25 protein-coding genes and 1 tRNA gene are annotated in these 22,399 nt (G+C 67.7%); 13 read left to right on the top strand and 13 right to left on the bottom strand.

Translation table 11 applies throughout. From position 1 onward, the window contains the following. Positions 1-36: 36 nt before the first annotated feature. A complete protein-coding gene (locus LHU95_RS06525) occupies positions 37-1,635 on the bottom strand; it encodes a gamma-glutamyltransferase family protein (protein WP_248710564.1) in 1,599 nt (532 codons plus the stop codon). A 115-nt stretch (positions 1,636-1,750) separates the two neighbouring features. Between LHU95_RS06525 and LHU95_RS06520 the strand changes: the two genes are divergently transcribed. The 5 genes from LHU95_RS06520 (at position 1,751) to LHU95_RS06500 (ending at position 6,705) form a co-directional block, all read left to right on the top strand. Then, positions 1,751-2,089, top strand: coding sequence for a tRNA-binding protein (locus LHU95_RS06520; RefSeq protein ID WP_248710563.1), 339 nt, complete (start codon positions 1,751-1,753; stop codon positions 2,087-2,089). After that, positions 2,089-2,568, top strand: a complete 480-nt coding sequence (gene gpt / locus LHU95_RS06515) for a xanthine phosphoribosyltransferase (protein ID WP_248710562.1) — start codon at positions 2,089-2,091, stop codon at positions 2,566-2,568. The genes LHU95_RS06520 and gpt overlap by 1 nt, the downstream gene beginning before the upstream one ends. Positions 2,569-2,734: 166 nt before the next feature. Then, positions 2,735-4,165, top strand: coding sequence for an MBL fold metallo-hydrolase (locus LHU95_RS06510; RefSeq protein WP_248710561.1), 1,431 nt, complete (start codon positions 2,735-2,737; stop codon positions 4,163-4,165). A gap of 389 nt (positions 4,166-4,554) precedes the next feature. Continuing rightward, entirely contained in the window at positions 4,555-5,694 is a 1,140-nt protein-coding gene (locus tag LHU95_RS06505; RefSeq protein ID WP_248710560.1) for a mandelate racemase/muconate lactonizing enzyme family protein, read from the top strand. A 60-nt stretch (positions 5,695-5,754) separates the two neighbouring features. Beyond that, entirely contained in the window at positions 5,755-6,705 is a 951-nt protein-coding gene (locus LHU95_RS06500) for a tripartite tricarboxylate transporter substrate binding protein (protein WP_248710559.1), read from the top strand. Positions 6,706-6,720: 15 nt separating this feature from the next. Here the strand turns inward: LHU95_RS06500 and LHU95_RS06495 are convergent, their stop codons facing one another. Continuing rightward, positions 6,721-7,746, bottom strand: coding sequence for a putative sulfate exporter family transporter (locus LHU95_RS06495; RefSeq protein WP_248710558.1), 1,026 nt, complete (start codon positions 7,744-7,746; stop codon positions 6,721-6,723). 71 nt (positions 7,747-7,817) lie between these two features. After that, complete coding sequence (locus LHU95_RS06490; protein ID WP_248710557.1) at positions 7,818-8,849, bottom strand: LLM class flavin-dependent oxidoreductase; 1,032 nt, start codon at positions 8,847-8,849, stop codon at positions 7,818-7,820. Positions 8,850-8,879: 30 nt separating this feature from the next. On the opposite strand from LHU95_RS06490, the gene LHU95_RS06485 reads away from it, so the two are divergent. Then, the gene (locus LHU95_RS06485) at positions 8,880-9,344 is read left to right on the top strand and encodes a nucleoside deaminase (protein ID WP_248710556.1); all 465 of its coding nucleotides are present in this window, start codon (positions 8,880-8,882) and stop codon (positions 9,342-9,344) included. Here the strand turns inward: LHU95_RS06485 and LHU95_RS06480 are convergent. From LHU95_RS06480 to efp, 5 genes are all read right to left on the bottom strand, one after another. Beyond that, entirely contained in the window at positions 9,338-9,835 is a 498-nt protein-coding gene (locus LHU95_RS06480) for a GNAT family N-acetyltransferase (protein ID WP_248710555.1), read from the bottom strand. The genes LHU95_RS06485 and LHU95_RS06480 overlap by 7 nt on opposite strands. Positions 9,836-9,839: 4 nt before the next feature. Continuing rightward, positions 9,840-10,481, bottom strand: a complete 642-nt coding sequence (upp, locus tag LHU95_RS06475; protein ID WP_248710554.1) for a uracil phosphoribosyltransferase — start codon at positions 10,479-10,481, stop codon at positions 9,840-9,842. Positions 10,482-10,546: 65 nt separating this feature from the next. Continuing rightward, the gene (locus LHU95_RS06470; protein ID WP_248710553.1) at positions 10,547-11,020 is read right to left on the bottom strand and encodes an OmpA family protein; all 474 of its coding nucleotides are present in this window, start codon (positions 11,018-11,020) and stop codon (positions 10,547-10,549) included. Continuing rightward, positions 11,020-11,883, bottom strand: a complete 864-nt coding sequence (locus LHU95_RS06465) for an inositol monophosphatase family protein (protein ID WP_248710552.1) — start codon at positions 11,881-11,883, stop codon at positions 11,020-11,022. The genes LHU95_RS06470 and LHU95_RS06465 overlap by 1 nt, the downstream gene beginning before the upstream one ends. Positions 11,884-11,984: 101 nt before the next feature. Beyond that, the gene (gene efp / locus LHU95_RS06460) at positions 11,985-12,554 is read right to left on the bottom strand and encodes an elongation factor P (RefSeq protein ID WP_248710551.1); all 570 of its coding nucleotides are present in this window, start codon (positions 12,552-12,554) and stop codon (positions 11,985-11,987) included. 155 nt (positions 12,555-12,709) lie between these two features. Between efp and LHU95_RS06455 the strand changes: the two genes are divergently transcribed. Both LHU95_RS06455 and LHU95_RS06450 read left to right on the top strand, forming a co-directional pair. Beyond that, the gene (locus tag LHU95_RS06455) at positions 12,710-13,321 is read left to right on the top strand and encodes a TRAP transporter small permease (protein ID WP_248710550.1); all 612 of its coding nucleotides are present in this window, start codon (positions 12,710-12,712) and stop codon (positions 13,319-13,321) included. After that, a complete protein-coding gene (locus LHU95_RS06450; RefSeq protein WP_248710549.1) occupies positions 13,318-14,622 on the top strand; it encodes a TRAP transporter large permease in 1,305 nt (434 codons plus the stop codon). Before LHU95_RS06455 ends, LHU95_RS06450 begins: the two co-directional genes overlap by 4 nt. A 4-nt stretch (positions 14,623-14,626) precedes the next feature. Here LHU95_RS06450 and LHU95_RS06445 read toward each other — a convergent pair whose 3' ends face one another. After that, the gene (locus LHU95_RS06445; RefSeq protein WP_248710548.1) at positions 14,627-15,697 is read right to left on the bottom strand and encodes a TRAP transporter substrate-binding protein; all 1,071 of its coding nucleotides are present in this window, start codon (positions 15,695-15,697) and stop codon (positions 14,627-14,629) included. 140 nt (positions 15,698-15,837) lie between these two features. On the opposite strand from LHU95_RS06445, the gene LHU95_RS06440 reads away from it, so the two are divergent. Next, positions 15,838-15,912 (top strand) — tRNA-Thr (locus tag LHU95_RS06440). A 6-nt stretch (positions 15,913-15,918) separates the two neighbouring features. Here the strand turns inward: LHU95_RS06440 and LHU95_RS06435 are convergent. Both LHU95_RS06435 and LHU95_RS06430 read right to left on the bottom strand, forming a co-directional pair. Next, positions 15,919-16,299: a rhodanese-like domain-containing protein gene (locus LHU95_RS06435; RefSeq protein ID WP_248710547.1), complete on the bottom strand. Its 381-nt coding sequence runs from the start codon at positions 16,297-16,299 to the stop codon at positions 15,919-15,921. Positions 16,300-16,495: 196 nt separating this feature from the next. Then, the gene (locus LHU95_RS06430) at positions 16,496-16,798 is read right to left on the bottom strand and encodes a Loki-CTERM sorting domain-containing protein (RefSeq protein WP_248710546.1); all 303 of its coding nucleotides are present in this window, start codon (positions 16,796-16,798) and stop codon (positions 16,496-16,498) included. 93 nt (positions 16,799-16,891) lie between these two features. Here LHU95_RS06430 and otnK point away from each other — a divergent pair, with 93 nt between their 5' ends. The 3 genes from otnK to LHU95_RS06415 are packed head-to-tail and all read left to right on the top strand — an operon-like array spanning position 16,892 to position 19,372. Then, the gene (gene otnK, locus LHU95_RS06425) at positions 16,892-18,154 is read left to right on the top strand and encodes a 3-oxo-tetronate kinase (protein ID WP_248710545.1); all 1,263 of its coding nucleotides are present in this window, start codon (positions 16,892-16,894) and stop codon (positions 18,152-18,154) included. A gap of 2 nt (positions 18,155-18,156) precedes the next feature. Continuing rightward, a complete protein-coding gene (locus LHU95_RS06420; protein WP_248710544.1) occupies positions 18,157-18,777 on the top strand; it encodes an aldolase in 621 nt (206 codons plus the stop codon). Between the two features lie 10 nt (positions 18,778-18,787). Further along, on the top strand, positions 18,788-19,372 hold the full coding sequence (locus tag LHU95_RS06415) for a nitroreductase family protein (RefSeq protein WP_248710543.1): 585 nt from the start codon (positions 18,788-18,790) through the stop codon (positions 19,370-19,372). A gap of 93 nt (positions 19,373-19,465) precedes the next feature. Here LHU95_RS06415 and LHU95_RS06410 read toward each other — a convergent pair whose 3' ends face one another. Continuing rightward, a complete protein-coding gene (locus LHU95_RS06410) occupies positions 19,466-20,110 on the bottom strand; it encodes a hypothetical protein (RefSeq protein WP_248710542.1) in 645 nt (214 codons plus the stop codon). Positions 20,111-20,627: 517 nt separating this feature from the next. Further along, the gene (locus LHU95_RS06405; RefSeq protein ID WP_248710541.1) at positions 20,628-21,749 is read right to left on the bottom strand and encodes a bifunctional 2-methylcitrate synthase/citrate synthase; all 1,122 of its coding nucleotides are present in this window, start codon (positions 21,747-21,749) and stop codon (positions 20,628-20,630) included. Positions 21,750-21,905: 156 nt separating this feature from the next. Here LHU95_RS06405 and LHU95_RS06400 point away from each other — a divergent pair, with 156 nt between their 5' ends. After that, the gene (locus LHU95_RS06400) at positions 21,906-22,277 is read left to right on the top strand and encodes a hypothetical protein (RefSeq protein ID WP_248710540.1); all 372 of its coding nucleotides are present in this window, start codon (positions 21,906-21,908) and stop codon (positions 22,275-22,277) included. Positions 22,278-22,399 lie beyond the last annotated feature (122 nt).

Raw genomic sequence — 22,399 nt, 5'->3', positions numbered from 1 at the left:
GAAAAATACGATGGGGATGATGGGCGCGCGCTGCGCCTAGTAGCCCATCACGCAGCCATCCTTGCGCGGATCGCTGCCGCCGATCAGCACGCCGCGGTCATGATCCATGAAGATCACCTGGCCACCGCCATGCGGCTTGGTGATCGGCTCGCAGACATGGCCCATCGCGTTCAGCTTGGCGACGGTCGCCGCCGGCACATGCGCCTCCACCTGAACCTTGCCGCCCTCGGGGAAGAGGCGCGGCGCGTCCAATGCCTGCTGCGGGTTCATCCCGTAGTCGAACATGTTGGAGAGCAGGAGCGTCTGGCCCATCGGCTGGAAATGCCCGCCCATCACGCCGAAGGGCATCACCGCCCGGCCATCCTTCATGGCCATGCCGGGGATGATGGTGTGCATCGGCCGCTTGCCCGGCGCGATGCAATTCGGGTGGGCTTCCTGCAGGCGGAAGCCGAAGCCACGATTATGCAGCATGACGCCCGATTTCTCGGCCGTGATGCCGGTGCCGAAGCTCTTGAACAGCGAGTTGATGAAGGAACAGGCATTGCCCTCCTCATCCACCACACAGAGATAGACCGTGTCGTCATGCTTGGGCAGCAGCGTATCGGGGGCCGGCGGCACCACCATGGCGCCCGCATCGGTGATGAGCTTGGCCAGCCCACTGAGATAGGCGTCCGAGAGGAGGATGTCGGTCGGCACCGGCACCTGCGCCGGGTCCGCGATGAAGGCATCGCGGTCGCGGTAAGCGAGGCGCGCGGCCTCGATATGCCGGTGCAGCCGCAGGGCCGACATGGGATCCTCGGGCGGCGTGAAGCCTTCCAGCAGGCCCAGGATCATGAGCGCGATGATGCCCGTGCCGTTCGGCGGGCATTCATGGATATCCATGCCCTTCCAGCTGCGCTGGATCGGCGTCACGAATTCGGCGCTGCGCAGGCTGGCCGCGAAATCCTCCTCGGTGTGCAGCCCGCCCAGGGCGCGAAGTGTGGCCACCATGTCGGCCGCCACCTCGCCCTCGTAGAAGCCGCGGGCGCCCTTCGCCGCGATGGCGCGCAGCGTCTTCGCCAGCGCAGGGAAGCGCATGATGTCGCCCTCGCGCGGGGCCTCGCCATTCTTCAGGTAGAGCCGGGTGGAGGCCTCATTCAGCCGCAGCTTGCCGGCCGCATCGGCCCAGTCGGCCGCCACGCGCTGCAGCACGGGGAAGCCTTGCTCGGCAAAGCGGATGGCGGGTTGCAGCAGGAAATCCAGCGCCTTGCGGCCATGCGCCGCATTCAGCGCCTCCCAGGCGGAAACGGCGCCCGGGATGGTCACCACATGGGCGCTCGTGTCCACCAGCTGGGTCACGCCTGCCGCGCGCAGCGCCTCGGGGGTGGCGGCCATGGGGGCCCGGCCCGAGCCGTTCATCGCATAGACGCGGCCCGTGCCGGCCGGCGCGTAGAGGCAGAAGCAATCCCCGCCGATGCCGGTGCTCTGCGGCTCGATCACACCCAGCACGGCCACGGCCGCGATGGCCGCATCCAGCGCATTGCCCCCGGATTTGAGGACCTCGATCGCCGTCAGGGTCGCCGCCGGCATGGAGGTCGCGGCCATGCCGCGTGCGGCGATGACCGGGCTGCGGCCAGGGGCGTGGAAGTCGCGCATGGATGGAGTTTCCTCAAGGGGCAAAACGTTTCACCTCCATATAGGACGAAGCCGGTCCAGCTTGGAACCCTCGGCCCCCTCGCTTCCGGCGCGGAAATAGGATAGCGGCGATGCCATGGAAACGATCACCTATCCGGACTTCGAGAAGCTCGACATCCGCGTTGGCACCGTGGTGGACGCCAAGCCCTTCCCCGAGGCGAAGAAGCCCGCCATCCAGCTTTGGGTGGATTTCGGCGAGCCGCTTGGCATCAAGAAAAGCTCGGCGCAGATCACGGCGCATTACACGCCGGACCGGATGATCGGCCGCCAGGTGCTGGCCGTGGTGAATTTTCCGCCCCGCCAGATCGGCCCCTTCATGAGCGAGGTCCTGGTGCTGGGCCTGCCTGACGAGAACGGCGCCATCGTCCTGCTGCGGCCGGATATTCATGTGCCCGATGGCGGGAAGATGTTCTGATGGCGCAGCGCTATTTCACCGTCACCTGGGATCAGCTGCATCGTGACAGCAAGGCGCTGGCCTGGCGTCTGCTCGAGCTCGGGCCCTGGCAGGGCGTCGTCGCCATCACGCGTGGCGGGCTGATCCCGGCCGCCATCATCGCGCGCGAGCTGGAATGCCGCATCATCGAGACGGTCAGCATCGTCACCTATGACGAGGAGAAGAAGGGTGAGCCGCGCGTCATGAAATCCCCGGCGGCGGCGGGCGATGGCCAGGGCTGGCTGATCATTGACGACCTGGTGGATACCGGCACCACTGCGAAGCTCGTGCGCGCGATGCTGCCACATGCCCATTTCGCCACGATCTACGCCAAGCCCGCTGGCAAGCCGCTGGTGGATACCTTCGTGACCGAGGTCAGCCAGGACACCTGGATCCTGTTTCCCTGGGATACCGAGGCGCAGTTCATCGCCCCCATCGCCAAGGGCCAGACGAGCAGGTAGGGCGCGGGCCTGGCAGCCGCAGGCGTCGCCAATTCCGGATTGGCCAGTTGACTCGTGGGGTCCGCCGCCGGCCCGATGCGGTCAACCCGCCCCCTCTCGCTTGACACAGCACGGAAAAATATTGCTGAATTCATGCTTCTGACGGTGGGGAGATGCCCCTGTGCGCATGGCGATCCTGTCCCATGCCGGCCTGCTTGTTGAAAGCCAGGGCCGACAACTGATCTGCGATCCCTGGTTGATCGGCAGCACCTATTGGCGGTCCTGGTGGAACTATCCACCCGTCGCGCCAGAGCTGGTTGCGTCGCTCAAGCCGGACTGGATCTACCTGACGCATATCCACTGGGATCATTTCCAGAGCGCGTCGCTCAAGCTTTTCAGCCTCGACACACCGGTGCTGATCGCCTTTGATCGTTACACCCGCATGCGGGATGACCTGCACAAGATCGGCTTCCGCAACGTGATCGAGCTCAGGCACGGGCGGCGCAGCGAACTCGCGCCGGGCATGGCGATCACCAGCTACCAATTCTCGCCGTTCTCCGACAGCGCGGCCGTGATCGAGGCCGATGGCACGACCATCCTGAACGCCAATGATGCCAAGTTCATGGGCCTGCCGCTTGCGCAGATCATGGACGACCATCCCAGGATTGACTTCGCGCTGCGCAGCCACAGCTCGGCCAATGCGCGGCTGACCTATCAATGCCTGGACGGCCCGGATGAACAGGTGGACGATGTTGCGGGCTATAGCCGTGCCTTCTGCGCCTTCATGAAGCGGGTGCAGCCGCGCTATGCGGTGCCCTTCGCGTCCAACCACTGCCACCTCCATCGCGAAACCTGGGAATTCAACCACCACGTCGTCTCACCCGACACGGTGGCGCGCGACTTCGCCGCCTATCAACGCGAGCACCCGTTTCCGACCGAGCTCAAGGTGATGACCACCGGCGATTCATGGGATGATCAGGCGGGTTTCCACATCACGCCCTCACCCTGGCTCGAGGACCGCGAACGCCATCTGGCGCAATACGCCGCCGAGAAGCAGGCGGTGCTGGAGCGCACCTACGCGCGCGAGGCGCGCAGTCACGTCAGCGAGAAGATGGCCCAGCGCTACCTTATCGAGATGGCTCGCAACACGCCGTTCTTCCTGCGCCGACGCTTCAAGGGGCACCCTGTCCTGTTCGACGTCCGCGCGGGCGAAAACCGGCAGGGCTTCCTGTTCGACCTGTGGAACCGCACCGTCATCGCCGTGGACCCGGCGGCCGCCGACCCGATGATCATGCGCGTCATCATCCCGGCGAATGTGTTCAAGATGACGCTGGTGCTGCGCATGTTCGGCCATGCCGCCATCAGCAAGCGGCTTCGCTGGCAAGCCACGCGGGCGGATATGGGAAGGATGCACCTGTTCGAAGGGATCCTGTCCTGGCACGAGCACGAAGCCCTGCCCCTGCGCAAACTCCTCACTTGGCGCTGCTTCGTGGATTATCTGCCGCGCTGGCGGGAGGTGCTGCTCTACCTCCAACTCACCATCGGTGTGCTGCGCGGCCGCGGCCTGAAGCAGCAGGAGGAGGAAATCCTGGGCGGATACCGGCTCCCGGCGCCCTAGCCCGCCCTGCGGATGCCCTCGCCCCAAGCCGAAGCCCAACCGCGGCATTGGCCGGCGCGGCCGTGCTTGCGGGCATCATGGCCGATGGAAGGAGGCGCCTCGTCACCTGCCCTCCGTCATGTCCGCCCCATCCCGCGGGCTGAAGCCATGCCTGGTGGCCATGAATGGTGGCCTTGGGCTCCGATACGGATCGGGTAGCCCATCCGTCCGGCCGTGATCTGGCCGGCCTCGCCATCCTGCGGGCGGCGGCGCTGAGCTCCCCAGCCAAGGTGCTGGGCACCATTCCGGTCCGGGCTCAAGCAATGGCCTTTTGCCAAGGCGTGGCCTGCTTGCCGGTGAGCTGGCCGCCTCCTAACCTTTGCGCAAGCAACCAAAGGGGGAAACGGCGCATGAAGGTCACGGATGTCACCTGCCACGTGGTGCAGTCCAAGGTGGAGAAGCCCTTCACCTCGGCGCGGGGCTGGCTCTACACCACCCGCGCTTCCTGCCTCGTGGAAATCAGCACGGATGAGGGCATCACCGGCTGGGGCGAATGCTATGGCCCGGCCATGGTCAACAAGGCCATCATCGAGACGCAATACCGCAACCGCGTCATTGGCCGTGACCCCTTCGATGTCGAGGTGGTGTGGGAGGATCTCTACAACCGGATCAAGGATTACGGCCTGACCGGGATGACCATCTGCGCGCTCTCGGGGATTGATATCGCGCTGTGGGATGTGATGGGCCGCGCGGTGAACAAGCCCATCCACAAGCTGATCGGCGGGGCGCATCGCAAGGACCTCGTCGCCTATGCCACCGGCCTCTACTTCATCGACATGGACCGCCTGGTCGAGGAAGCGGTGGAGGAAGCCCTTGCTTACAAGGAACAAGGCTTCCGCGCGGTAAAGATGAAGATCGGCCTGGGCGATCCCAAGCTCGATATCCGCCGCATCGCCGCCGTGCGCGAGGCGCTGGGCGATGGCGTGCAACTCGCCGTGGATGCCAATCACTGCTTCACCGTGCCCCAGGCCATCAAGCTGGGGCGCGAGATGGAAAAGCTCGATCTGCTCTGGTTCGAGGAGCCGATCAGCCCGGAGGATCACGCGGGCTATGTCGAAGTCTCCCGCGCGCTGGATCTGGCCGTGGCCGGCGGCGAGAATGACTTTACCCGCTGGGGCTTCCGCGATGTGATCGCGACCAAGGCCATGGACATCGTGCAGCCCGATGTCTGCGCCGCGGGCGGCATCAGCGAGTGCCGCAAGATCGCGGCCCTGGCCAGCGCGCATGGGGTGGAATGCGTGCCGCATGCCTGGGGCTCGGCCATTGGCCTCGCCGCCACGGTGCAGTTCCTCGCGGCCCTGCCGGACACGCCGCCCGCCTTCCGCCCCATGCCACCCATGCTGGAATTCGAGCAGACGCCCAACCCGCTGCGCGATCACCTGGCGATGGAGCCCATCGTTCAGGTGAACGGCATTGTTCGCGTCCCCGACGGCCCGGGGATCGGCATCGAGGTGGATCGTGCCGTGCTGGAAAAATACCGCGTGGCCTGACAAGCTGCGCGCACTGGCCATCCCGGAGCAACCGGGAGGCAACCTTTGGGAGAGACGAGTATGCGGCGCATCCTGCTGATCCTGTTGACCATGGCGACACCCGCCTGGGCGCAGGACTACCCCACACGCGACATCCGCTTCCTGAACGCCTTCGCCCCCGGTGGCACATCGGATCTGCTCGGCCGCGTGCTGGCCGAGCAGCTTTCCCAGCAGATGGGCCGCCGCGTCGTGGTGGATAACCGCACGGGGGCGAGTGGCGCCATCGCCGCCGGCGAACTCGCCCGCGCGGCCCCCGATGGCTACACGCTGCTGCTCGTCTCGATGAGCATGATGGCCGTCCTGCCGCAGATGCAGCGCCTGCCCTATGAGACCGATCGCGATATCACGCCTATCGTGAATGTCGCCAATGTCTACAACATCCTGGTGGCCTCGCCCGCGTCCGGCATCCAGACCTGGCAGGATGTGGCGCGCATCGCGCGGGAACGGCCAGGCGCGCTGCGCTGTGCCACGGTCGGCCCCGGCTCCAGCCAGCAACTCTCCTGCGCGCTGTTCATGTCGCTGACCAATACGCGGCTGGAGCAGGTGGGGTATCGCGGCGGGGCGCCGGCCATCCTCGACATCGTCGCCGGCCGGATCGAGGTGATGTGGGGCAATCTGCCGGAATACCTCGCGCAGATTCGCGGCGGTGGCTTGCGGGCCATCGCCTATGGCGCCGCCACGGCCTCGCCCCTGCTGCCCGAATTGCCGGTGATGTCGCTGGACGGGCTGCCCGGTTTCGTCATCCCCAACTGGTTTGGCGTGGCGGGGCCGGGCGGCATGGCGCCGGCCCTGGTGCAGCGCCTCAATGCCGAGATCAACCGCGCCCTCATGGCACCCGATGTGCAGCGCCGCTTTGAGGAAAACGCCATGCTGCGCATGGGTGGCTCACCGGCCGACATGGTCCGGCAGATCGGCCAGGACCGCGAGCGCTGGGGTGCGGTGATCCGCGATCACGACATCAAGCCGGAGTGAACCCCGCCGTGGCGATCAGATGATCGCGACCCCCAGCAGGGCCAGCAGGGTGATGAACACCGTGCTGGCCACGCCAAGCAACAGGGGAGCCGCGCCGCGCGCATGCAACGCCCGCAGATCGGTCTGCAGCCCAAGTGCCGCGACCGAGGCCGCGAGCATGATCGGCACGATGAAGCGCGACGCATCCACGACGAATTTCGGCACGAGGCCCGTGCTGCCGATCACGACCAGCGCCAGGAAGCCGAAGGCGAACCAGGGCACCGGGGCCTTGGCGTGCCCGGCCTCCGCCGTGCTGCTGCGCGCCACCCACCAGCCCAGCGCCACCACGGCGGGCGCCAGGAGGAACACGCGGGCCAGCTTCATCACGGTGCCGGTCTGCGCGGCTTCCGGGCCGCCCGCTGCGGCGGCACCGACGGCCTGCACCACCTCATGGATCGCAGCCCCGGCCCAAAGGCCATAGGTATTGGCGGACATGCCCATCAGGTCACCCAGATAGGGGAAGGTGATCAACGCGACCGTCCCGCACAGCGTGATGACCGCCAGCGCATAGGTCACGTCCTCATCCTTGCCGCGCGCCACCTGGTTGGCGGCGACGATGGCCGATGCGCCGCAGATCGCGGTCCCGGTACCGATCAGCAGGGAGAGTTTCGGGTCCACGCCCATGATGCGGCCGAGCCAGATGGTGAAGGGCAGCGTCAGCCCCACCACCAGGAAGGCCAGCACCAGGGCACCCAGGCCCAGCGAGGCGAGCATGCCAACCGTCACCTGGAAGCCCAGCAGCACGATGGCCGCGCGCAGCACCGGCCGCACCGCATAGCTGATCCCGGGCTTGAGGCTGGCCGGACGGCCGATCACCGCACCCAGCCCCACGCCCAGCACCAGGGCCACCACCACCGGGTTGAGCGCGGCAATGCCCGTCATGTTGCGGATGATGATGGCAATGGCCGCGATGGCGAGGCAAAGCCCCAGCCCCGGGGCCAGGCCACGCATCCGCTCGGGGAAGGACTGGGCGGCGCTGGGCGCTGTGGTCGGGGCTGCCATGGTGGGTCGAATCAAGCCTGAACGTTACGCGCCGACCGTCAACCCGGATCGGGGCAGCGTCAAGCGGCCGGCTATTCGGCGGCGATGGCCATGGGCTGCGTCAACCCGAACGCCTCGGCCAGCAGGGTCACGCTGCGGGCCCGCGCGCCGGCATCGTGGCAGGGGGTGAGGATCGCCACCTCCTGCACGCCAAGCTCGGCGGTGAGTGCCGCCAACCGGTCCCGCACCTGCTCACCCGTGCCGATGATGGCGTTTTCCCGCATGCGCTCGATTCTGATGCGCTCGGCGTCGGTATAGGGGTGGCTGGCCGCTTCATCTGCGGTGGGAAAGGGCGGGAAATGGCCGCGGTCGCGGTGCAGGCGCCAGAGGGCGCGCGGCGCGAAAAGGCGCTCCGCCTCGGCCACCGAATCGGCGGCCAGGGCATAGACGGCGATGGCGGCGTGGGCGGGCTGGCCGCGCATCTCCCGGAAGCCCTCGCGGTACATATGCAGCGCTTCGGCGGCCCCCCGGCCATCGGTGATGAAGTGGGCGTAGCAATAGGGCAGGCCGAAAAACGCCGCGACCTGCGCGCCGTAGTCGCTGGAACCCAGCACCCAGACCTCGGGCATGGTCGTCACCTCGGGGCTGGCGCGGACCTCGCGGAAGGGATGGTTCTCGGGCAGGCCATCGCCAAGCCAGCCGAGCAGATCGCGCAGCTGGGCCGGGAAATGATCCGCCGCACTCGCCGCATTGGGATTGAGCGCATAGGCGGTGCGGCCATCGCTGCCGGGCGCCCGGCCCAGGCCCAGGTCAATGCGGCCGGGGGCGATGGCTTCCAGGGCGCGGAATTGCTCGGCCACCTTCAGCGCCGCGTAATGCGGCAGCATGATGCCGGCGGAACCGACGCGGATGCGCCGCGTGGTGGCGGCAATGGCGCTGATCAGGATTTCCGGCGCCGAGCCCGCATGGCTCTGGCTGTTGTGGTGCTCGGCCAGCCAATAGCGGGCATAGCCGAGCCGATCCGCCAATTGGGCGATGGCAAGGCTTTCCTGGATCGCCTCCGCCGGGCCCAGGCCGGAGACGATGGTGGATTGATCGAGGATGGAGAGCGCTGGCAAGGTCATCCGCACAGCTTACCGGCAGCAGGGGATGCCATGGAAGAGATGTTCATGCGCCGCGCCGTCGTCCTCTCCTGCCAGGGGGTGGCCGAGGGTGGAGGGCCCTTCGGCGCGGTGGTGGTCAAGGCGGGCGTCATCATTGGCGAGGGGCGCAACAACGTCGTCCCCGGCCAGGACCCGACCCAGCATGCCGAGGTGGTGGCGATCCGCGCCGCCTGCGCGGCACTGGGCACGCATGACCTCAGCGGGGCCACGCTCTACACCAGCTGCGAACCCTGCCCGATGTGCCTGGCCGCCACCTGGTGGGCCCGCATCGGCGAGATCGTCTATGGCAATGACCGCGCGGATGCCGCACGGATCGGCTTTGACGACGCGGCGATCTATGAGGAAGTCGCGCGGCCCATGCCGGCCCGCGCCCTGCCGATCCGGCGCCTGCTGAGCGAGGAAGCCATCGCGGCATTCCAGCTCTGGGACGCGAAGCCCGACAAGATCCGCTACTGAGGATAATCCCAGCACTCGGCCGCGGCGCCGAGCAATTCAAGGGCCTCCCCCTGCACCCCACCCAGCCGGGCCGCGAGGCGGCGTGATGCCCCGTTGGCCGGGCGGATGTAGCTGACGATGCGCCGTTGCGGCAGCGCCGCCCGGGCCCAGCGGAGGGCCGCTTCAGCCGCCTCAAAGGCCAGGCCCTGGCCCCAGGCGGGCCGCGCCAGCGCATAGGCGAGTTCCGGAGCCGGCCAGCCTTCGGGGTTGAGGATGCCGGCCCGGCCGATGAAGCGCCCCTGATGCTCCAGCGCCCAGAGGCCATGGCCGCGCAAGGCCCATTGGCCCATGAAGCCCGCCATGCCCTGCCAGGTTTCCGCCCGGCTGCGGGTCTGGCCCGTGCCGAGATGCCGCATCACCTCCGCATCGGCCTGCATGGCGGCGAAGGCATCCAGATCCGCCTCGGTGAAGCCGCGCAGGGTCAGCCGCGCGGTGGTCAACACCGGCACCATCGCCTCATTCCGTCCCGAAGCAGCGATCCCCGGCATCGCCCAGGCCTGGCACGATGTAGCCATGCTCGTTCAGCCGCTCATCCAGCGCGGCGGCCAGGATGGCGACATCCGGATGCGCCGCCTGGAGGGCCGCCACGCCCTCGGGGGCGGCCACCACGCAGGCGAAGCGCACCACCTTCGCACCCGCCTGCTTCACGCGATGAATGGCCTGCACGGCGGAACCGCCCGTGGCCAGCATCGGGTCCAGCACCAGCGCGCCGCGGCGGGCCAGGTCCTTGGGCAGGCGCACCACATATTCGCTGGCCAGCAGCGTCTGCTCATCCCGCACCAGGCCCAGATGACCGACCGGCGCATCGGGCAGCACCATCCGCGCGCCATCCAGCAAGCCGAGGCCCGCGCGCAGGATGGCAACAAGGCAGGGCTCCATCTGCGCCAGCACCGGCGCTTCCATCCGCGCGACGGGCGTCTCGATGGTGGCCGTGGTCTCGGGCAGGTCACGCAGCGCCTCGCTCGCCAGGATGGCGCCGATCTCGGCGAGCACACGGCGGAATGTGGCGCTGTCGGTGTCCCGGCGCCGCAACCGGGTCACCTTGGCGCGCAGCAAAGCGTGGCGGGGGATGTGGAAATTGGCACGGATCGGGCTCATCGCGCCGGCTTAGCCTTATGGCGCGGCGGTATCAATCGGCGCCCCCGGGGCGGCGACGCGGGGCATCAGCTGCCCGGGCGTGGCGCCGTCGGGCTCAGCACATCCACCACATCGCGGCCGTTTTCGGTGCGGCCGAGGGCACGGATATCCACCCGCGTCTCGTTCAGCCCGCCCGCGACCAGGGCATCCTTCACCGCCCGCGCGCGCAGCAGGGAGAGGCGGCGATGGGTCGAGAGGTCCTCACCCGCACTCACTTCGCTGTTCAGCGTGATGCGGCCGATCGTGGCGGTCTGGAGTGCCGCGCCGAGCCGCCCCAGCGCCGCATGCTGTTCGGCGTCCAGTTGATCGCGATCCGCCCGGAAGGTGACGCGCCATGCGCCCGGCGGCAGTTCCGCCACCCCGCGGGCGAGGCGAATGGCGGGCATGGGGGGCAGCGCCACGGGCGGCGTGGCGGGCGTGCCCAGGGGCTGGGCCAGCGCGGCGGCGGGCAGCATCAGGGCCAGCAGGATGCGCCGGCCGAGTTGGTGATCGGCGAGCATCAGCCGGCCTCGGCGCGCCCCTTGGCGGCGCCCTGGGCGGCGGCGGCGATGCTGTCGACCACCGCCTCACGCAGCTTGCCGTGCAGATGCTGGTTGCCGGCGACGACATGCCCCTCCGGATAGGGATCCCCGCCATCGGGCGAGGTGACGATGCCGCCAGCCTCGCGCAGCATCACAAGGCCGGCCGCGATATCCCACTTGTTCAGGCCCAGCTCCCAATAGCCGTCATAACGGCCGGCCGCCGTCCAGGCGAGGTCGAGTGCGGCCGAACCGAAGCGGCGGATGCCCGAGACCTGCGGCATCAATCGCACCAGGGCATGGGCGAATTCGGCCTTGCGGGGCGTCGCGGCGAAAGGGATGCCGGTGGCGAACAGCGCCTCCTTCATGTCCCGCCGGCCGGAGACGCGCAGCCGCTTGTCGTTCAGGAAGGCGCCCATGCCCTTCTCGGCCCAGAACAGCTCATCCACCACCGGGTTGTAGATGACGCCGGCGACCACTTCCGTCTTGTCCTCGGCGATGCGCTTCTCGATGCCGACGCTGATCGCCCAATGGGGGATCCCATGGAGGAAGTTAGTGGTTCCATCCAGCGGGTCCACCACCCAGCGCCACTCCCAATCGGCATCGCCATGGGCGCCGCTCTCCTCCATCAGGAAGGCGAAGCCGGGGCGGGCCTTGTGCAGATCCTCGCGCAGGGTCTGCTCGGCCCGCAGATCGGCCTGGCTGACGAAATCACCAGGGCCCTTCATGGAGACCTGGAGCTGCTCCACCTCGCCGAAATCACGCAGCAGGCGGCGTCCCGCCTTGCGCACGGCGGAGACGACGACATTCAGGGCGGGGGAAAGGCGAGGCGAGGCGCCGGACATTCAATTTCCTTCTTGGAGCCAGGGGCGCTGCCCCTGGAACCTGGCAGGGTGAAAACCTGCGTGGTTTTCACCAGGTTCCTGCACCTCCGATAAATGGGACCTTAGTTCTTGGCGCGCTCGACGTAGGACGCGTCTTCCGTGCGGACCACGATCTTCTCGCCGGCCGTGATGAAGGGCGGCACCATCGTCTTCACGCCATTCACCAGCAATGCCGGCTTGTAGGAGGAGGAGGCGGTCTGCCCCTTCACCACCGGATCGGCCTCGGCGATTTCGAGGATGACGGTCTCCGGCAGGTCCATCGCCACCGGGTCACCCTCAATGAGGCGGACATTCACCGTCATGTTTTCCTGCAGGAAGGCCAAGCGGTCGCCCAGGATGGTGCCCGGGACCTGGGTCTGCTCGTACGTCTCGGGGTCCATGAGGACCAGGTTGTCGCCATCGGCGTAGGAGTAGGTGAACTCCTTGTCCTCGGTGGTCAGGCGCTCGACGACGTCGGCGGTGCGCCAACGCTGGTCCTTCTTGGACCCCGTCTTGATGTTGCGCATGTCCACCTGAATGATCGCGTTGCCCTTGCCCGGGATCATGATGTTCTGCTTGATGATGGTGTAGCGCTGGCCTTCGAATTCGATGACCATGCCGGCACGCATCTGATTGGCCTGCATCTTCGCCATGGGCGGGAACCTGCAATTCTTCGTGGGTTGAGCCGAGGCGGCAGGGCTTACACGCGTGGGCGCGGATCGGCAAGTTTATGGGCGTTGCCACAGCCCGATGCACCCCTGGTATGCGTTTTGCATGGCTCAGATGGCCCTTGCCCCCAGGAGTTCCCTTGACCCATCCCGACGAAAATCCCATCGGGCGGCGGGTTGCCCCCTTCGCGCGCTTCCTCGTGCTCGCCGGGGGGTGGTGGCTGCTGGCGCTCTCCTTTGCGACCTGCGCCGAAATCCTGGCGCGCAAATTCCTCGGCCGTTCCTTCCAGGGCATCGACGAGGTCGGCGCCTACACGCTGGCGGTGTTTTCCTCGCTCGCCTTTGCCTGGGCGCTGGTGACAAAGGCGCATACGCGGGTGGATTTCCTGCTGGCGCATCTGCCGGCCCCTGTGCGAGCCGTGCTGAATGCGCTGGCCTATGCGCTGCTGGCGGGCCTCGCCGTCTTCGCCGCCTGGCGTGGACTTGATGTGGTTTCCGAAAGCATCGAGTTCCAGTCCCACGCCAATTCGCCGCTGGGCACGCCGCTCTGGATTCCGCAGAGCCTCTGGCTGCTCGGCCTCGTGACCTTCGCCGCCTGCGCCGTGCTCTTCGCCCTGCATGCGCTCTTCCTGCTGGTGGTGGATCGCGCCCGGCTCAATCGCCTCTACGGCCCCATGACGCTGGATGAGGAAGTGGAGGCGGAGGCCAGCGCCCTGCTCTCCCGCACACAAGGCAAGGAGCTGGCGCCATGATCGGCGTGGGCGAGACGGCGATCGGCTTCGGCCTCATGGTCGGGCTGCTCTTCCTCGGGCTGCATGTGGCGACCTCGATGTTCCTGGTCGCAGTGCTGGGGGCCACGCTCTATCTCAGCCCGGCGCTAGTGAATGCGGTGGGGACCCAGCTCTGGGCCTCGATGGAGGACTACGTCCTGCTCTCCATCCCGCTCTGCATCCTGCTGGGCGAAATCCTGGTGCGCAGCGGCAGCACGGACCGGCTCTACCGCAGCCTGGCCGACTGGCTGAACGTGCTGCCGGGCGGTCTGCTGCATACCAATGTGGGGGCGAGCGCCATTTTCTCGGCCGTCTCCGGCTCCTCGGTCGCGACGGCGGCGACCGTGGCCACCGTCGCCCTGCCCTCCTTTCGCAAGCGCAAATATGACGACCGGCTGGTGCTGGGGTCCATCGCGGCCGGCGCCTCGCTCGGCAACCTGATCCCGCCCGGGATCGCGCTGATCGTCTATGGCGCGATGACCAATACCTCCATCGGGCGGCTCTACGCGGCGGCGGTAATCCCCGGCATCCTGATGACGCTGCTCTTCATGGCGACGATCATCGTCATCGCCCTCGCGCGGCCCGATCTGGTGCGGGAAAAAGAGGCGCTGGACCCGCTGCTCATGCGCCTGAAGCGCCTGGTGGATCTGCTGCCGCCGCTGGTCATCTTCACCATCATCATGGGCTCGATCTACACGGGCTGGGCGACGGTGACGGAGAGTGCGGCGCTGGCCGTGGTGGTCGCGCTGCCCATCGCCGCGATCTACGGGCGGCTGAATGTCGCGATGCTGCATGAATGCTTCATCGCCACGGCGCAGTTGACGGCGATGAGCCTGCTCATCCTCGCCTGCGCCTTCTATCTGAATTTCGTGCTGGGGCTGCTGGGTGTCACGCCGGCCCTGGGCGCCTTCGTGGCCGGCCTGGACGCGACGCCGCTGCAACTCATCCTGGCGCTCACGGTGTTCTACCTGCTGCTGGGCGTCTTCTTCGAGACGCTGCCCATGCTGGTGGGCACGGTGCCGGTGATCTTTCCCGTGGTGGTGGCGGCCGGGATCGATCCCGTGTGGTTCGGCGTCTTTATCGTGCTGATGTGCGAAATCTCGCTGATCTCACCGCCGGTGGGCATGACGCTCTACGTCATCCAGGCGGTGCGGCGGGAGGGAACCATCGCGCAGGTCTTCGCCGGGACCATCCCCTTCTTCCTCGCGATGGTGGTGATGACGGGGCTGCTGATCGCGCTGCCGGAAATGGCGCTCTGGCTGCCCCGCCTCGCCTACAACTGAACGCTCAGCGGATCTGCATGTTGGCGACCTGGCCAACCGTGCGGTTCCAGGTGGCCGAGCATTGCGGGTCCACCCGGTTGCAGGCATCGCGCCAGATCGGCAGCACCACCTCCTCGGCGGCGCGGCGCACGCGCTCCTGATCGGCCGGCTCGATCTCCACCATGGTCATGCGGAAGCGGGTATTGGCCGTGCAGGGGTCACGCCCGACATTGCAGTTCACCGCATCCTCATTGGCCGAGATCGCCAGATCCCAGAGCTGGTTTTCCATTCGGCGGAACTCGGCCGTCAGCGCCGCCTGGCGCTCGGGCGAGTAGCGGCGCCAATGGTCCAGGTTCATCAGATGGCCCTGCACGGCACCGCCCAGCGAGAGCGGCAGGAAATGCGTCGTCACCTCCGGCCAATTTCCCGAATTGCCCGATGTGGGTGAGGTGATGGCGCATTGCGCAACCCCGCGCTGCAGCGCCGGATAGACCTCGCTGAATTGCAGAGTGACGGCGACGGCGCCGAAATTCTGCATCAGCGCGGCCATGGAGGGGGTGAAGGTGCGCACGCGCAAGCCACGCAGGTTTTCCAGCGTGCGGATCGGCGCGTTGCAATAGATGACCTGCGGGCCGAAGGGCCACAACGTCATCACCTTGGCATTGAAGCGGGTTTGCAGGCGGCGGTCGAAGGCCTCGCGATAGGCGTCCACGGCACGGCGCAGCTGCGCCATGTCGGTCGAGACGCCGACAAGGTCGAGCCCTTCGAAGAAGGGATCATCCCGGCTGGCCATGCCGATCTGCACGCTCATCACGTCAAAGGCGCCGGAGCGCAGCAGGCGGAAGGCATCGGCCGCCTGCACCCCCACCTGGTCCATCGGGTTGTAGGTGATATTGGTGCGCATGCCCGCCGTTTGGGCAAGCTGGGTGAAGAAGGGGCGCTCCACCACCTCCACATGGGTGCGGTTGGAGGAGAAATTCCCCACGACCCGCATGGTGGGCGCCTCGGTCTGGGCCTGGGGCGAGGTGGGCCAGAGCAGGCCACAGGCCAACAGGGCGGCGCCCAGGAGGCCGGTCGGGGGGATGCATCGGTGCATGGGGCGTCTTTCTTGCAAGGAGAAGCGCCCAGAGCTGAGCAACCCTTGTGCCATCCAGGCAACGATGAACGCCGCCAAGCGGGTTTTTGGCACATGGGGCTTGCGGGACGGCAGGCAGGTGGGTAGGAACCGCCCCGGCCGCTGTTGTAGCTCAGTGGTAGAGCACCTCATTGGTAATGAGGAGGTCGAGAGTTCGATTCTCTCTAACAGCACCAGTGGCCCTACCCCGGTTCAACCTCGCCGCCCGCTTCCACCCAGTCCTTGAAGCCGCCCAGGTTGCGCACATCCGTGTAGCCCATGGATTTCAGCGTCTGCCCGGCCAGCGCCGCCCGCCCACCGGCGGCACAATGGATGATGATGGTCTTCGCCCGGTCGAACGCCGCGTCATGCATGGGCGAGTCCGGGTCGGCCCGGAATTCGAGCAATCCGCGGGAGACGGCGAGGCCGCCCACGGCCTTGCCGGTCACCTTCACTTCGGCGGCGTCGCGAACGTCCAGGATCAGCACCTCAGGCCGGCCGGCGAGGGCCACGGCCTCCGCCCCGCTGATGCGCGGCACCGCGGCATTGGCGGCCTCCAGCATGTCCTTGACGGTATTGGTCATGGCCTGATCCTCATCTGCTGTGTCGGGCCGAAGCCTTCCGGCCCGAAGCCCTGGGGCGCAGGCTACCCCGCCGCCGCGGCCGCGGCCATGCCCGGAGCGACCGGGTACCAGGCCGCCCCCAACGGCGGAACAGCGATGGAGGGACCCTGACACGGCGGGGGGCGCAAAACCGGGCCGGCGGGAGCGCCGCCGCGGCTCAGCGGCGCACCACGATCCGGATCGGGCCGGGCTCGATGCCCATCTTGCGCAGGCGACGACGGCGCCACCACAGCGAGACGGCCGCGATGGCCCCGGCACCGATGACGATCGGCAGCAACAGCCCGATGAAGAAGATGGCCAGGGCCACCAGCAGCAATCCGCCCGCCGCAACCGCAACGAGGATCGCCACCCCGCCCGTCCGCGCGAGCAGAAGGTTGAAACCGGTGGGCTTCGGCGCTTCCCGGAATGCGCCATCCGGCGTCATGTCCAGCACCGGCCGATGGTGCGAGGGATTGTTCATGAGGGAGATGTTGCCCCGCGCCCCCTCCGCTTCAAGCCCTGTTTGCCCGGGACCGCGCCTCAGCCTAAACCGTGGGTGATACAGGAGATTTCCATGCCGCTTCTTGGCTGCATCGCTGACGACTTCACCGGCGCCACCGACCTCGCCAGCACGCTGGTCCGCCAGGGCATGCGGGCCGTCCAGGTGATCGGCGTGCCGGAAGACGCCCTGCCCGAGGCGGATGCCGTCATCATCGCGCTGAAATCGCGCACCATTCCGGCGCGTGAGGCCGTCCTGCAGTCGCTGGCCGCCTGTGAGGCGCTGCTGGCGGCCGGGGCCAGGCAGATCCTGTTCAAGTACTGCTCCACCTTCGACAGCACCGAGCACGGCAATATCGGCCCGGTGGCAGAAGCGCTGCTGAAGCGGCTCGACGCGCCCTTCGCCATCGCCTGCCCTGCTTTCCCGACCAATGGCCGCACCATCTTTCAGGGCCACCTCTTCGTCGGCAACCACGTGCTGAATGAAAGCGGCATGGAGAACCACCCGCTGACGCCGATGCGCGATGCCAATCTGGTGCGGGTGCTCGGGCGGCAGAGCGAAGGCAGCGTCGGGCTCATTCCCTTCGCCGTGGTCGAACGCGGGGCCGGCGCGATCCGCGCGGAGGTGACGCGCCTGCGCGATGCCAATCGCCGCTTCGCCATCGCGGATGCCATCACGGACGCGCATCTCATGGCCCTGGGCGAAGCCTGCGCGAACCACGCGCTGATCACCGGCGGGTCCGGCATCGCGATGGGCCTGCCCGAAAACTTCCGCAGCGCCGGCCTTCTGCCAGCGCGCGAGGATGCCGGCGCGCTGCCCGAAGTGGGCGGGCTCTGCGCCGTCATCGCCGGCTCCTGCTCCCGGGCCACGCTGGGGCAGATCGGCCTCGCGCGGGATCATGTGCCGACGCTGGAGCTAGATGCGCTGGCCACGCCGGATGCCGCGGCACTGGCAGGCGAGGCGAAGGCTTGGATGGCCGGGAAGCTCGATGCTGCGCGGCCCATCGTCATCGCCGCCTCGGCGCCGCCCGAGCGGGTCGCGGCCTTGCAGCAGAGGCTGGGGCGGGAGGCGGCGGGCCTGCTGATCGAACACGCCATGGCCGAGATCGCCGCCGCCCTGGTGCAGGCGGGCGTGCGTCGCCTGGTCATCGCGGGGGGTGAAACCTCGGGTGCGGTGGTGCAGCGCCTGGGCGTCCATGCGCTGCGCATCGGGGCGGAGATTGATCCGGGCGTGCCCTGGACCCATGCGACGCCCGATGCCGCCCCGGAGGGCATGTGGCTCGCGCTCAAGAGCGGCAATTTCGGCGCGCGCGACTTTTTCCTGAAGGCCTTCGCCTGACCATGCGGGAAGAGGATCAGCGGCAGCTTCTGGTGAGCCTGGGCGCCTCGCTCTTTGCGCGCGGCTACAGTGTGGGCAGTGCGGGCAATATCAGCCTGCGCCTCCCGGATGGCTATCTGATGACGCCCACCAACTCCTCCCTCGGGCGGCTCGATGCCGCGCGGCTCAGCAAGCTGGACCGGGACTGGAACCACATCGGCGGCGACAAGCCCACCAAGGAGGTGTTCCTGCACCGCGCCTTCCTGGACGCACGCCCCGATGCGGGGGCCGTCGTGCATCTGCATTCCACCCATGCGACGGCGATCTCCTGCCTGGAGGACGCGGTCATTCCGCCCCTCACTCCGTATTTCGTGATGCGCGTCGGCCGCACGCTGCCGCTCATTCCCTATTACCGGCCCGGCGATGCGGCGATGGAGCCCGCTATCCATGCGGCGGCGCTATCGGCGAAGGCCGTGCTGCTGGCCAATCACGGCCCGGTGATCTGCGGCGCCACGCTGACCGATGCGGTCAACGCCGCGGAGGAACTCGAAGAAGCCGCCAGGCTCGCGCTCATGCTGCGCACCATGAATCCCCGCCTGCTGACGCCCGCGCAGGTGGATGATCTTCTGACAACCTTCGGATAAGGACTTGCCCATGGACCGTACCGCCCCCACCGACCATCCCGTTCTGCCCGCCATCGCCGCACGCTGGAGCCCGCGCAGCTACCTGGAGACGCCCGTTCCCGATGCAGCGCTGCATTCCATCCTGGAAGCCGGGCGCTGGGCGGCCTCGGCCTATAACGAGCAGCCCTGGCAGTACCTGATTACGCGCAGGGCTTTGGAGCCTGAGGCTTTCGCCAAGCTGCTGGCCTGCCTGGTTCCCTTCAACCAGGGCTGGATCGGCGGGGCGCCTGTGCTGATGCTGGCCTGCGCGCGGCTGAATTCGGCCGGCAATGGCAAGCCCAACCCCTGGTCGCATTACGATGCGGGCCAGGCGAGCAGCGCGATGGCGATCCAGGCGGCCGCACTCGGCCTGCAGCTGCACCAGATGGCCGGCTTCGATGCGGCGGCCGCGCGCGCGGCTTTCGCCATCCCCGAGGATGTGGCGCCGATCGCGGCGATGGTGCTGGGCACCCCGGGGCCGGCCTCGGCCCTGCCCGAGGCATTGGCGCAGCGCGAGACGGCGCCGCGCGCCCGCAAGCCCGCGGGTGAGATGTTCTTCCTTGGCCAATGGGGCTGATGCGGCCATGAAAAAAGGCGCCACCCGATGGGTGGCGCCTGATCTCCCGGGTCAGCGCCTCGCGGCGTGACCCGGCCTGATGATCCGGAAGGATCAGCTCGTCGGCGTCTCGCTGGCGGGCGCCGTGGCGGGGGCCGCGGCAGCCGCGGCCTTCTTGGCGGCGCGGGTGGCAGCGGCCTTCTTCGCGGCCTCGGCGCGCTTCGGGTCCTTCGCCGGGGCGGCCTTCATCGCCGGCGCCTTCTTGGCGGGAGCGGCCTTCTTCGCGGCAGGCTTCTTGGCCGGGGCGGCCTTCTTCGCAGGCGCGGCCTTCTTGGCAACCGGCTTCTTGGCAGCGGCCTTCTTCGCGGGGGCAGCCTTCTTCGCGGGTGCGGCCTTCTTGGCTGCCGGCTTCTTGGCAGCGGCCTTCTTCGGCGCGGCCTTCTTGGCTACGGCCTTCTTCGCAGGAGCAGCCTTCTTGGCGGGTGCAGCCTTCTTGGCAGCAGCCTTCTTGGGGGCGGCTTTCTTGGCAGGAGCAGCCTTCTTCGCGGGTGCCGCCTTCTTGGCAGCAGCCTTCTTGGGGGCGGCCTTCTTGGCAGGAGCAGCCTTCTTCGCAGGCGCAGCCTTCTTGGCAGCGGGGGCCTTGGCGGCGACGCGGCCACGGGCCGTGGCGGGCTTCTTCGCGGTGCGGCGGGCGCCGGCGGCAACGGCCATGGCTTGCGCGCGTGCCGTCACTTCGGCGGTATCGGTCGTATCAGTCATTTGAGTCTCTCCTTGCGCCTTCGCGCGACAGGTTGGTGGATGGTTACTGGACCAGGCCGCGGCGGCATCGCGCCGCGACGGATTGCAGAGAGTTCGAACAGGCGAAGATCATCGTCGCGAAGAAGCCGCTTGCACTGTCGCGTACCCGCCGTGAATCAGGCGATGGCCCGACCCAATGCGAGAACGGGTGCCTTCCTCCCGCAGAGACCGGAAATGGTTTCCGGCTAACCTCATCGAGGTTCATCCCTTCCGTTCGCCGCTCGCCCTGCTCTGCGATTTCGTGGCCCTGCTCTCCATGTCTCGCGTGATGCGCGGCGGTCAGAGCGTAGGCGCGAATCGCGCGTCAATGCGTGCGTCTGCAACGCTATCGGAATGCGCGAGTTGCCTGTCAAACACATTCTGCTTTTACGCAAAGATTTTCCGCGGCGTGAGTCGCGCGTGCATCATCTTCACACATGAGAAAGGCCGCCCGTTGCAGCGGGCGGCCTCACCATGGAACGCCACGCGCGTTCAGGAGTCAGCGCGTCGGTACCGCGCGCTGCTCCACGCCGTTGTAGAGCGAGAGCGGACGGATCAGCCGGTTATCCGCGGCCTGCTCGAAGACATGCGCGGCCCAGCCGGTGATGCGGCTGCACACGAAGACCGGCGTGAACATCGGAATGTCGAAACCCATCAGGTAGTAGGCGGGGCCTGCCGGGAAATCGAGATTGGGATGGATGTTCTTCTCGGCCAGCATGACGCGCGCGAGCACGGCCGAGGTGTTCATCCAGCGCTTGTCGCCCACCACATCGGCCATCACCTCGGCGTATTTCTTCATCGTCGGTACGCGGCTGTCGCCATTCTTGTAGACGCGATGGCCGAAGCCCATCACCAGCGCCTTGTGGTCGAAGCGCTCGCGCAACCAGGCTTCCGCCGTTTCGGGCGAGGGGATTTCCTTCAGCATGTGCATCACCGCCTCATTGGCGCCGCCATGCAGCGGGCCCTTGAGGGCGGCGATGCCGGCGACGATCGCGCCGTGCATGTCCGCCATGGTTGACGTCACCACGCGGGCGGCGAAGGTCGAGGCGTTGAAGGTGTGCTCGGCGTAGAGGATCATCGAGACATCGAAGGCCTTGATCACCTCCGGCTGCGGCACCTTGCCGAACACCATGTGGAAGAAATTCTCGCAGAAGGGCAGCGAGGGGTCGGGCGGGACAGGCTCAAGCCCCTTGCTCAGCCGGTTGGTCGCGGCGACGGCCGTGGGGATGCGCGCCAGCAGGCGGATCGCCTTGCGGCGCTGCGCGGCATCGCCGATGTCGGCCGCCTCCGGGTCTTCCATCCCCATGAAGGAGACGGCGGTGCGGATCGCATCCATCGGATGCGCGTCCTTGGGGAAATCGCGCAGCACGCGCAGCAGCGTGGGCGAGAGCGCGCGTTGCGAGCGCTCGGCCTCGGCGAAGGCGGCGCGCTCAGTCGCGTTGGGCAACTCGCCGTTCCACAGCAGGTAGGCGACATCCATGAAGTTGGAATTCTCGCACAGATCCTGCACGGCATAGCCGCGATAGGTGAGGCTGTTGGTTTCCGGCATCACCTTCGAGACGCTGGACTCATCGGCATAGACGCCGACGAGCCCTTTGCGGACGTCGATGGTTTCGCTCATGACTGACTTCCCTTGTTGCTCTTGCTGCGCCGCAGCTTAAGCCTGTGTGCGTGGCTGTCCATCGGGCCGACCGATCGGGGAGATCGTCCGATCCGGGTCGCCTCCCGCCCCTCGCGCTGGCACGATGGGCGCATGGAACCAGGGAGATCTTCGACGATGTTCACGCGCCTCGCCGCCGCATTCGCCATGGCATGCCTCGCCGCCCTTCCCGCCTCCGCTCAGGGCAGCGGGGATTGCGTCGCCAACGGGATGATACAGGTGCTCGGCTTCACCGCCACACCGGCGCCAGCAGAACGCGAAGGCCGGGTCCCGGCGGGCACCATCTACAGCGCGAGCCTGCTCGGCTCGCGCCCCTTCCGGATGGTGGTCGTGCGCCTGAGTCTTGCCGGACGGCCCATTGCCGCCGGGCTGGAGGTGGAACTGCCACCCGGCCAGGTAACGATGGTGCGGATCGCCCGCATCACCGGCCCCACAATCAGCGATGGCGATCTGCGCAATGGTCTCAGGGTGACATGCATGTTGCCGTAGGGCGAAGGCGGTCGAGAAGATCCGGCTCGCCTTCCTCGTTCTGGCCGCCGTCGCCTTCGGCCTCGATCATGCAGCCACGGCGCTCGCAGACGCCGCGGCCAAAGTCGCTGCGCGCCATACCA

Source organism: Sediminicoccus sp. KRV36, assembly GCF_023243115.1.
Classification (GTDB): domain Bacteria; phylum Pseudomonadota; class Alphaproteobacteria; order Acetobacterales; family Acetobacteraceae; genus Roseococcus.
This window is presented reverse-complemented; position numbering and strand designations above follow the sequence as displayed.

Bases quoted from the DNA above. Each gene is read 5' to 3' on its own strand.
- LHU95_RS06525 (WP_248710564.1), bottom strand. From the start codon at position 1,635: ATGCGCGACTTCCACGCCCCTGGCCGCAGCCCGGTCATCGCCGCACGC.
- LHU95_RS06520 (WP_248710563.1), top strand. From the start codon at position 1,751: ATGGAAACGATCACCTATCCGGACTTCGAGAAGCTCGACATCCGCGTT.
- gpt (WP_248710562.1), top strand. From the start codon at position 2,089: ATGGCGCAGCGCTATTTCACCGTCACCTGGGATCAGCTGCATCGTGAC.
- LHU95_RS06510 (WP_248710561.1), top strand. From the start codon at position 2,735: ATGGCGATCCTGTCCCATGCCGGCCTGCTTGTTGAAAGCCAGGGCCGA.
- LHU95_RS06505 (WP_248710560.1), top strand. From the start codon at position 4,555: ATGAAGGTCACGGATGTCACCTGCCACGTGGTGCAGTCCAAGGTGGAG.
- LHU95_RS06500 (WP_248710559.1), top strand. From the start codon at position 5,755: ATGCGGCGCATCCTGCTGATCCTGTTGACCATGGCGACACCCGCCTGG.
- LHU95_RS06495 (WP_248710558.1), bottom strand. From the start codon at position 7,746: ATGGCAGCCCCGACCACAGCGCCCAGCGCCGCCCAGTCCTTCCCCGAG.
- LHU95_RS06490 (WP_248710557.1), bottom strand. From the start codon at position 8,849: ATGACCTTGCCAGCGCTCTCCATCCTCGATCAATCCACCATCGTCTCC.
- LHU95_RS06485 (WP_248710556.1), top strand. From the start codon at position 8,880: ATGGAAGAGATGTTCATGCGCCGCGCCGTCGTCCTCTCCTGCCAGGGG.
- LHU95_RS06480 (WP_248710555.1), bottom strand. From the start codon at position 9,835: ATGGTGCCGGTGTTGACCACCGCGCGGCTGACCCTGCGCGGCTTCACC.
- upp (WP_248710554.1), bottom strand. From the start codon at position 10,481: ATGAGCCCGATCCGTGCCAATTTCCACATCCCCCGCCACGCTTTGCTG.
- LHU95_RS06470 (WP_248710553.1), bottom strand. From the start codon at position 11,020: ATGCTCGCCGATCACCAACTCGGCCGGCGCATCCTGCTGGCCCTGATG.
- LHU95_RS06465 (WP_248710552.1), bottom strand. From the start codon at position 11,883: ATGTCCGGCGCCTCGCCTCGCCTTTCCCCCGCCCTGAATGTCGTCGTC.
- efp (WP_248710551.1), bottom strand. From the start codon at position 12,554: ATGGCGAAGATGCAGGCCAATCAGATGCGTGCCGGCATGGTCATCGAA.
- LHU95_RS06450 (WP_248710549.1), top strand. From the start codon at position 13,318: ATGATCGGCGTGGGCGAGACGGCGATCGGCTTCGGCCTCATGGTCGGG.
- LHU95_RS06445 (WP_248710548.1), bottom strand. From the start codon at position 15,697: ATGCACCGATGCATCCCCCCGACCGGCCTCCTGGGCGCCGCCCTGTTG.
- LHU95_RS06435 (WP_248710547.1), bottom strand. From the start codon at position 16,299: ATGACCAATACCGTCAAGGACATGCTGGAGGCCGCCAATGCCGCGGTG.
- LHU95_RS06430 (WP_248710546.1), bottom strand. From the start codon at position 16,798: ATGAACAATCCCTCGCACCATCGGCCGGTGCTGGACATGACGCCGGAT.
- otnK (WP_248710545.1), top strand. From the start codon at position 16,892: ATGCCGCTTCTTGGCTGCATCGCTGACGACTTCACCGGCGCCACCGAC.
- LHU95_RS06420 (WP_248710544.1), top strand. From the start codon at position 18,157: ATGCGGGAAGAGGATCAGCGGCAGCTTCTGGTGAGCCTGGGCGCCTCG.
- LHU95_RS06415 (WP_248710543.1), top strand. From the start codon at position 18,788: ATGGACCGTACCGCCCCCACCGACCATCCCGTTCTGCCCGCCATCGCC.
- LHU95_RS06410 (WP_248710542.1), bottom strand. From the start codon at position 20,110: ATGACTGATACGACCGATACCGCCGAAGTGACGGCACGCGCGCAAGCC.
- LHU95_RS06405 (WP_248710541.1), bottom strand. From the start codon at position 21,749: ATGAGCGAAACCATCGACGTCCGCAAAGGGCTCGTCGGCGTCTATGCC.
- LHU95_RS06400 (WP_248710540.1), top strand. From the start codon at position 21,906: ATGTTCACGCGCCTCGCCGCCGCATTCGCCATGGCATGCCTCGCCGCC.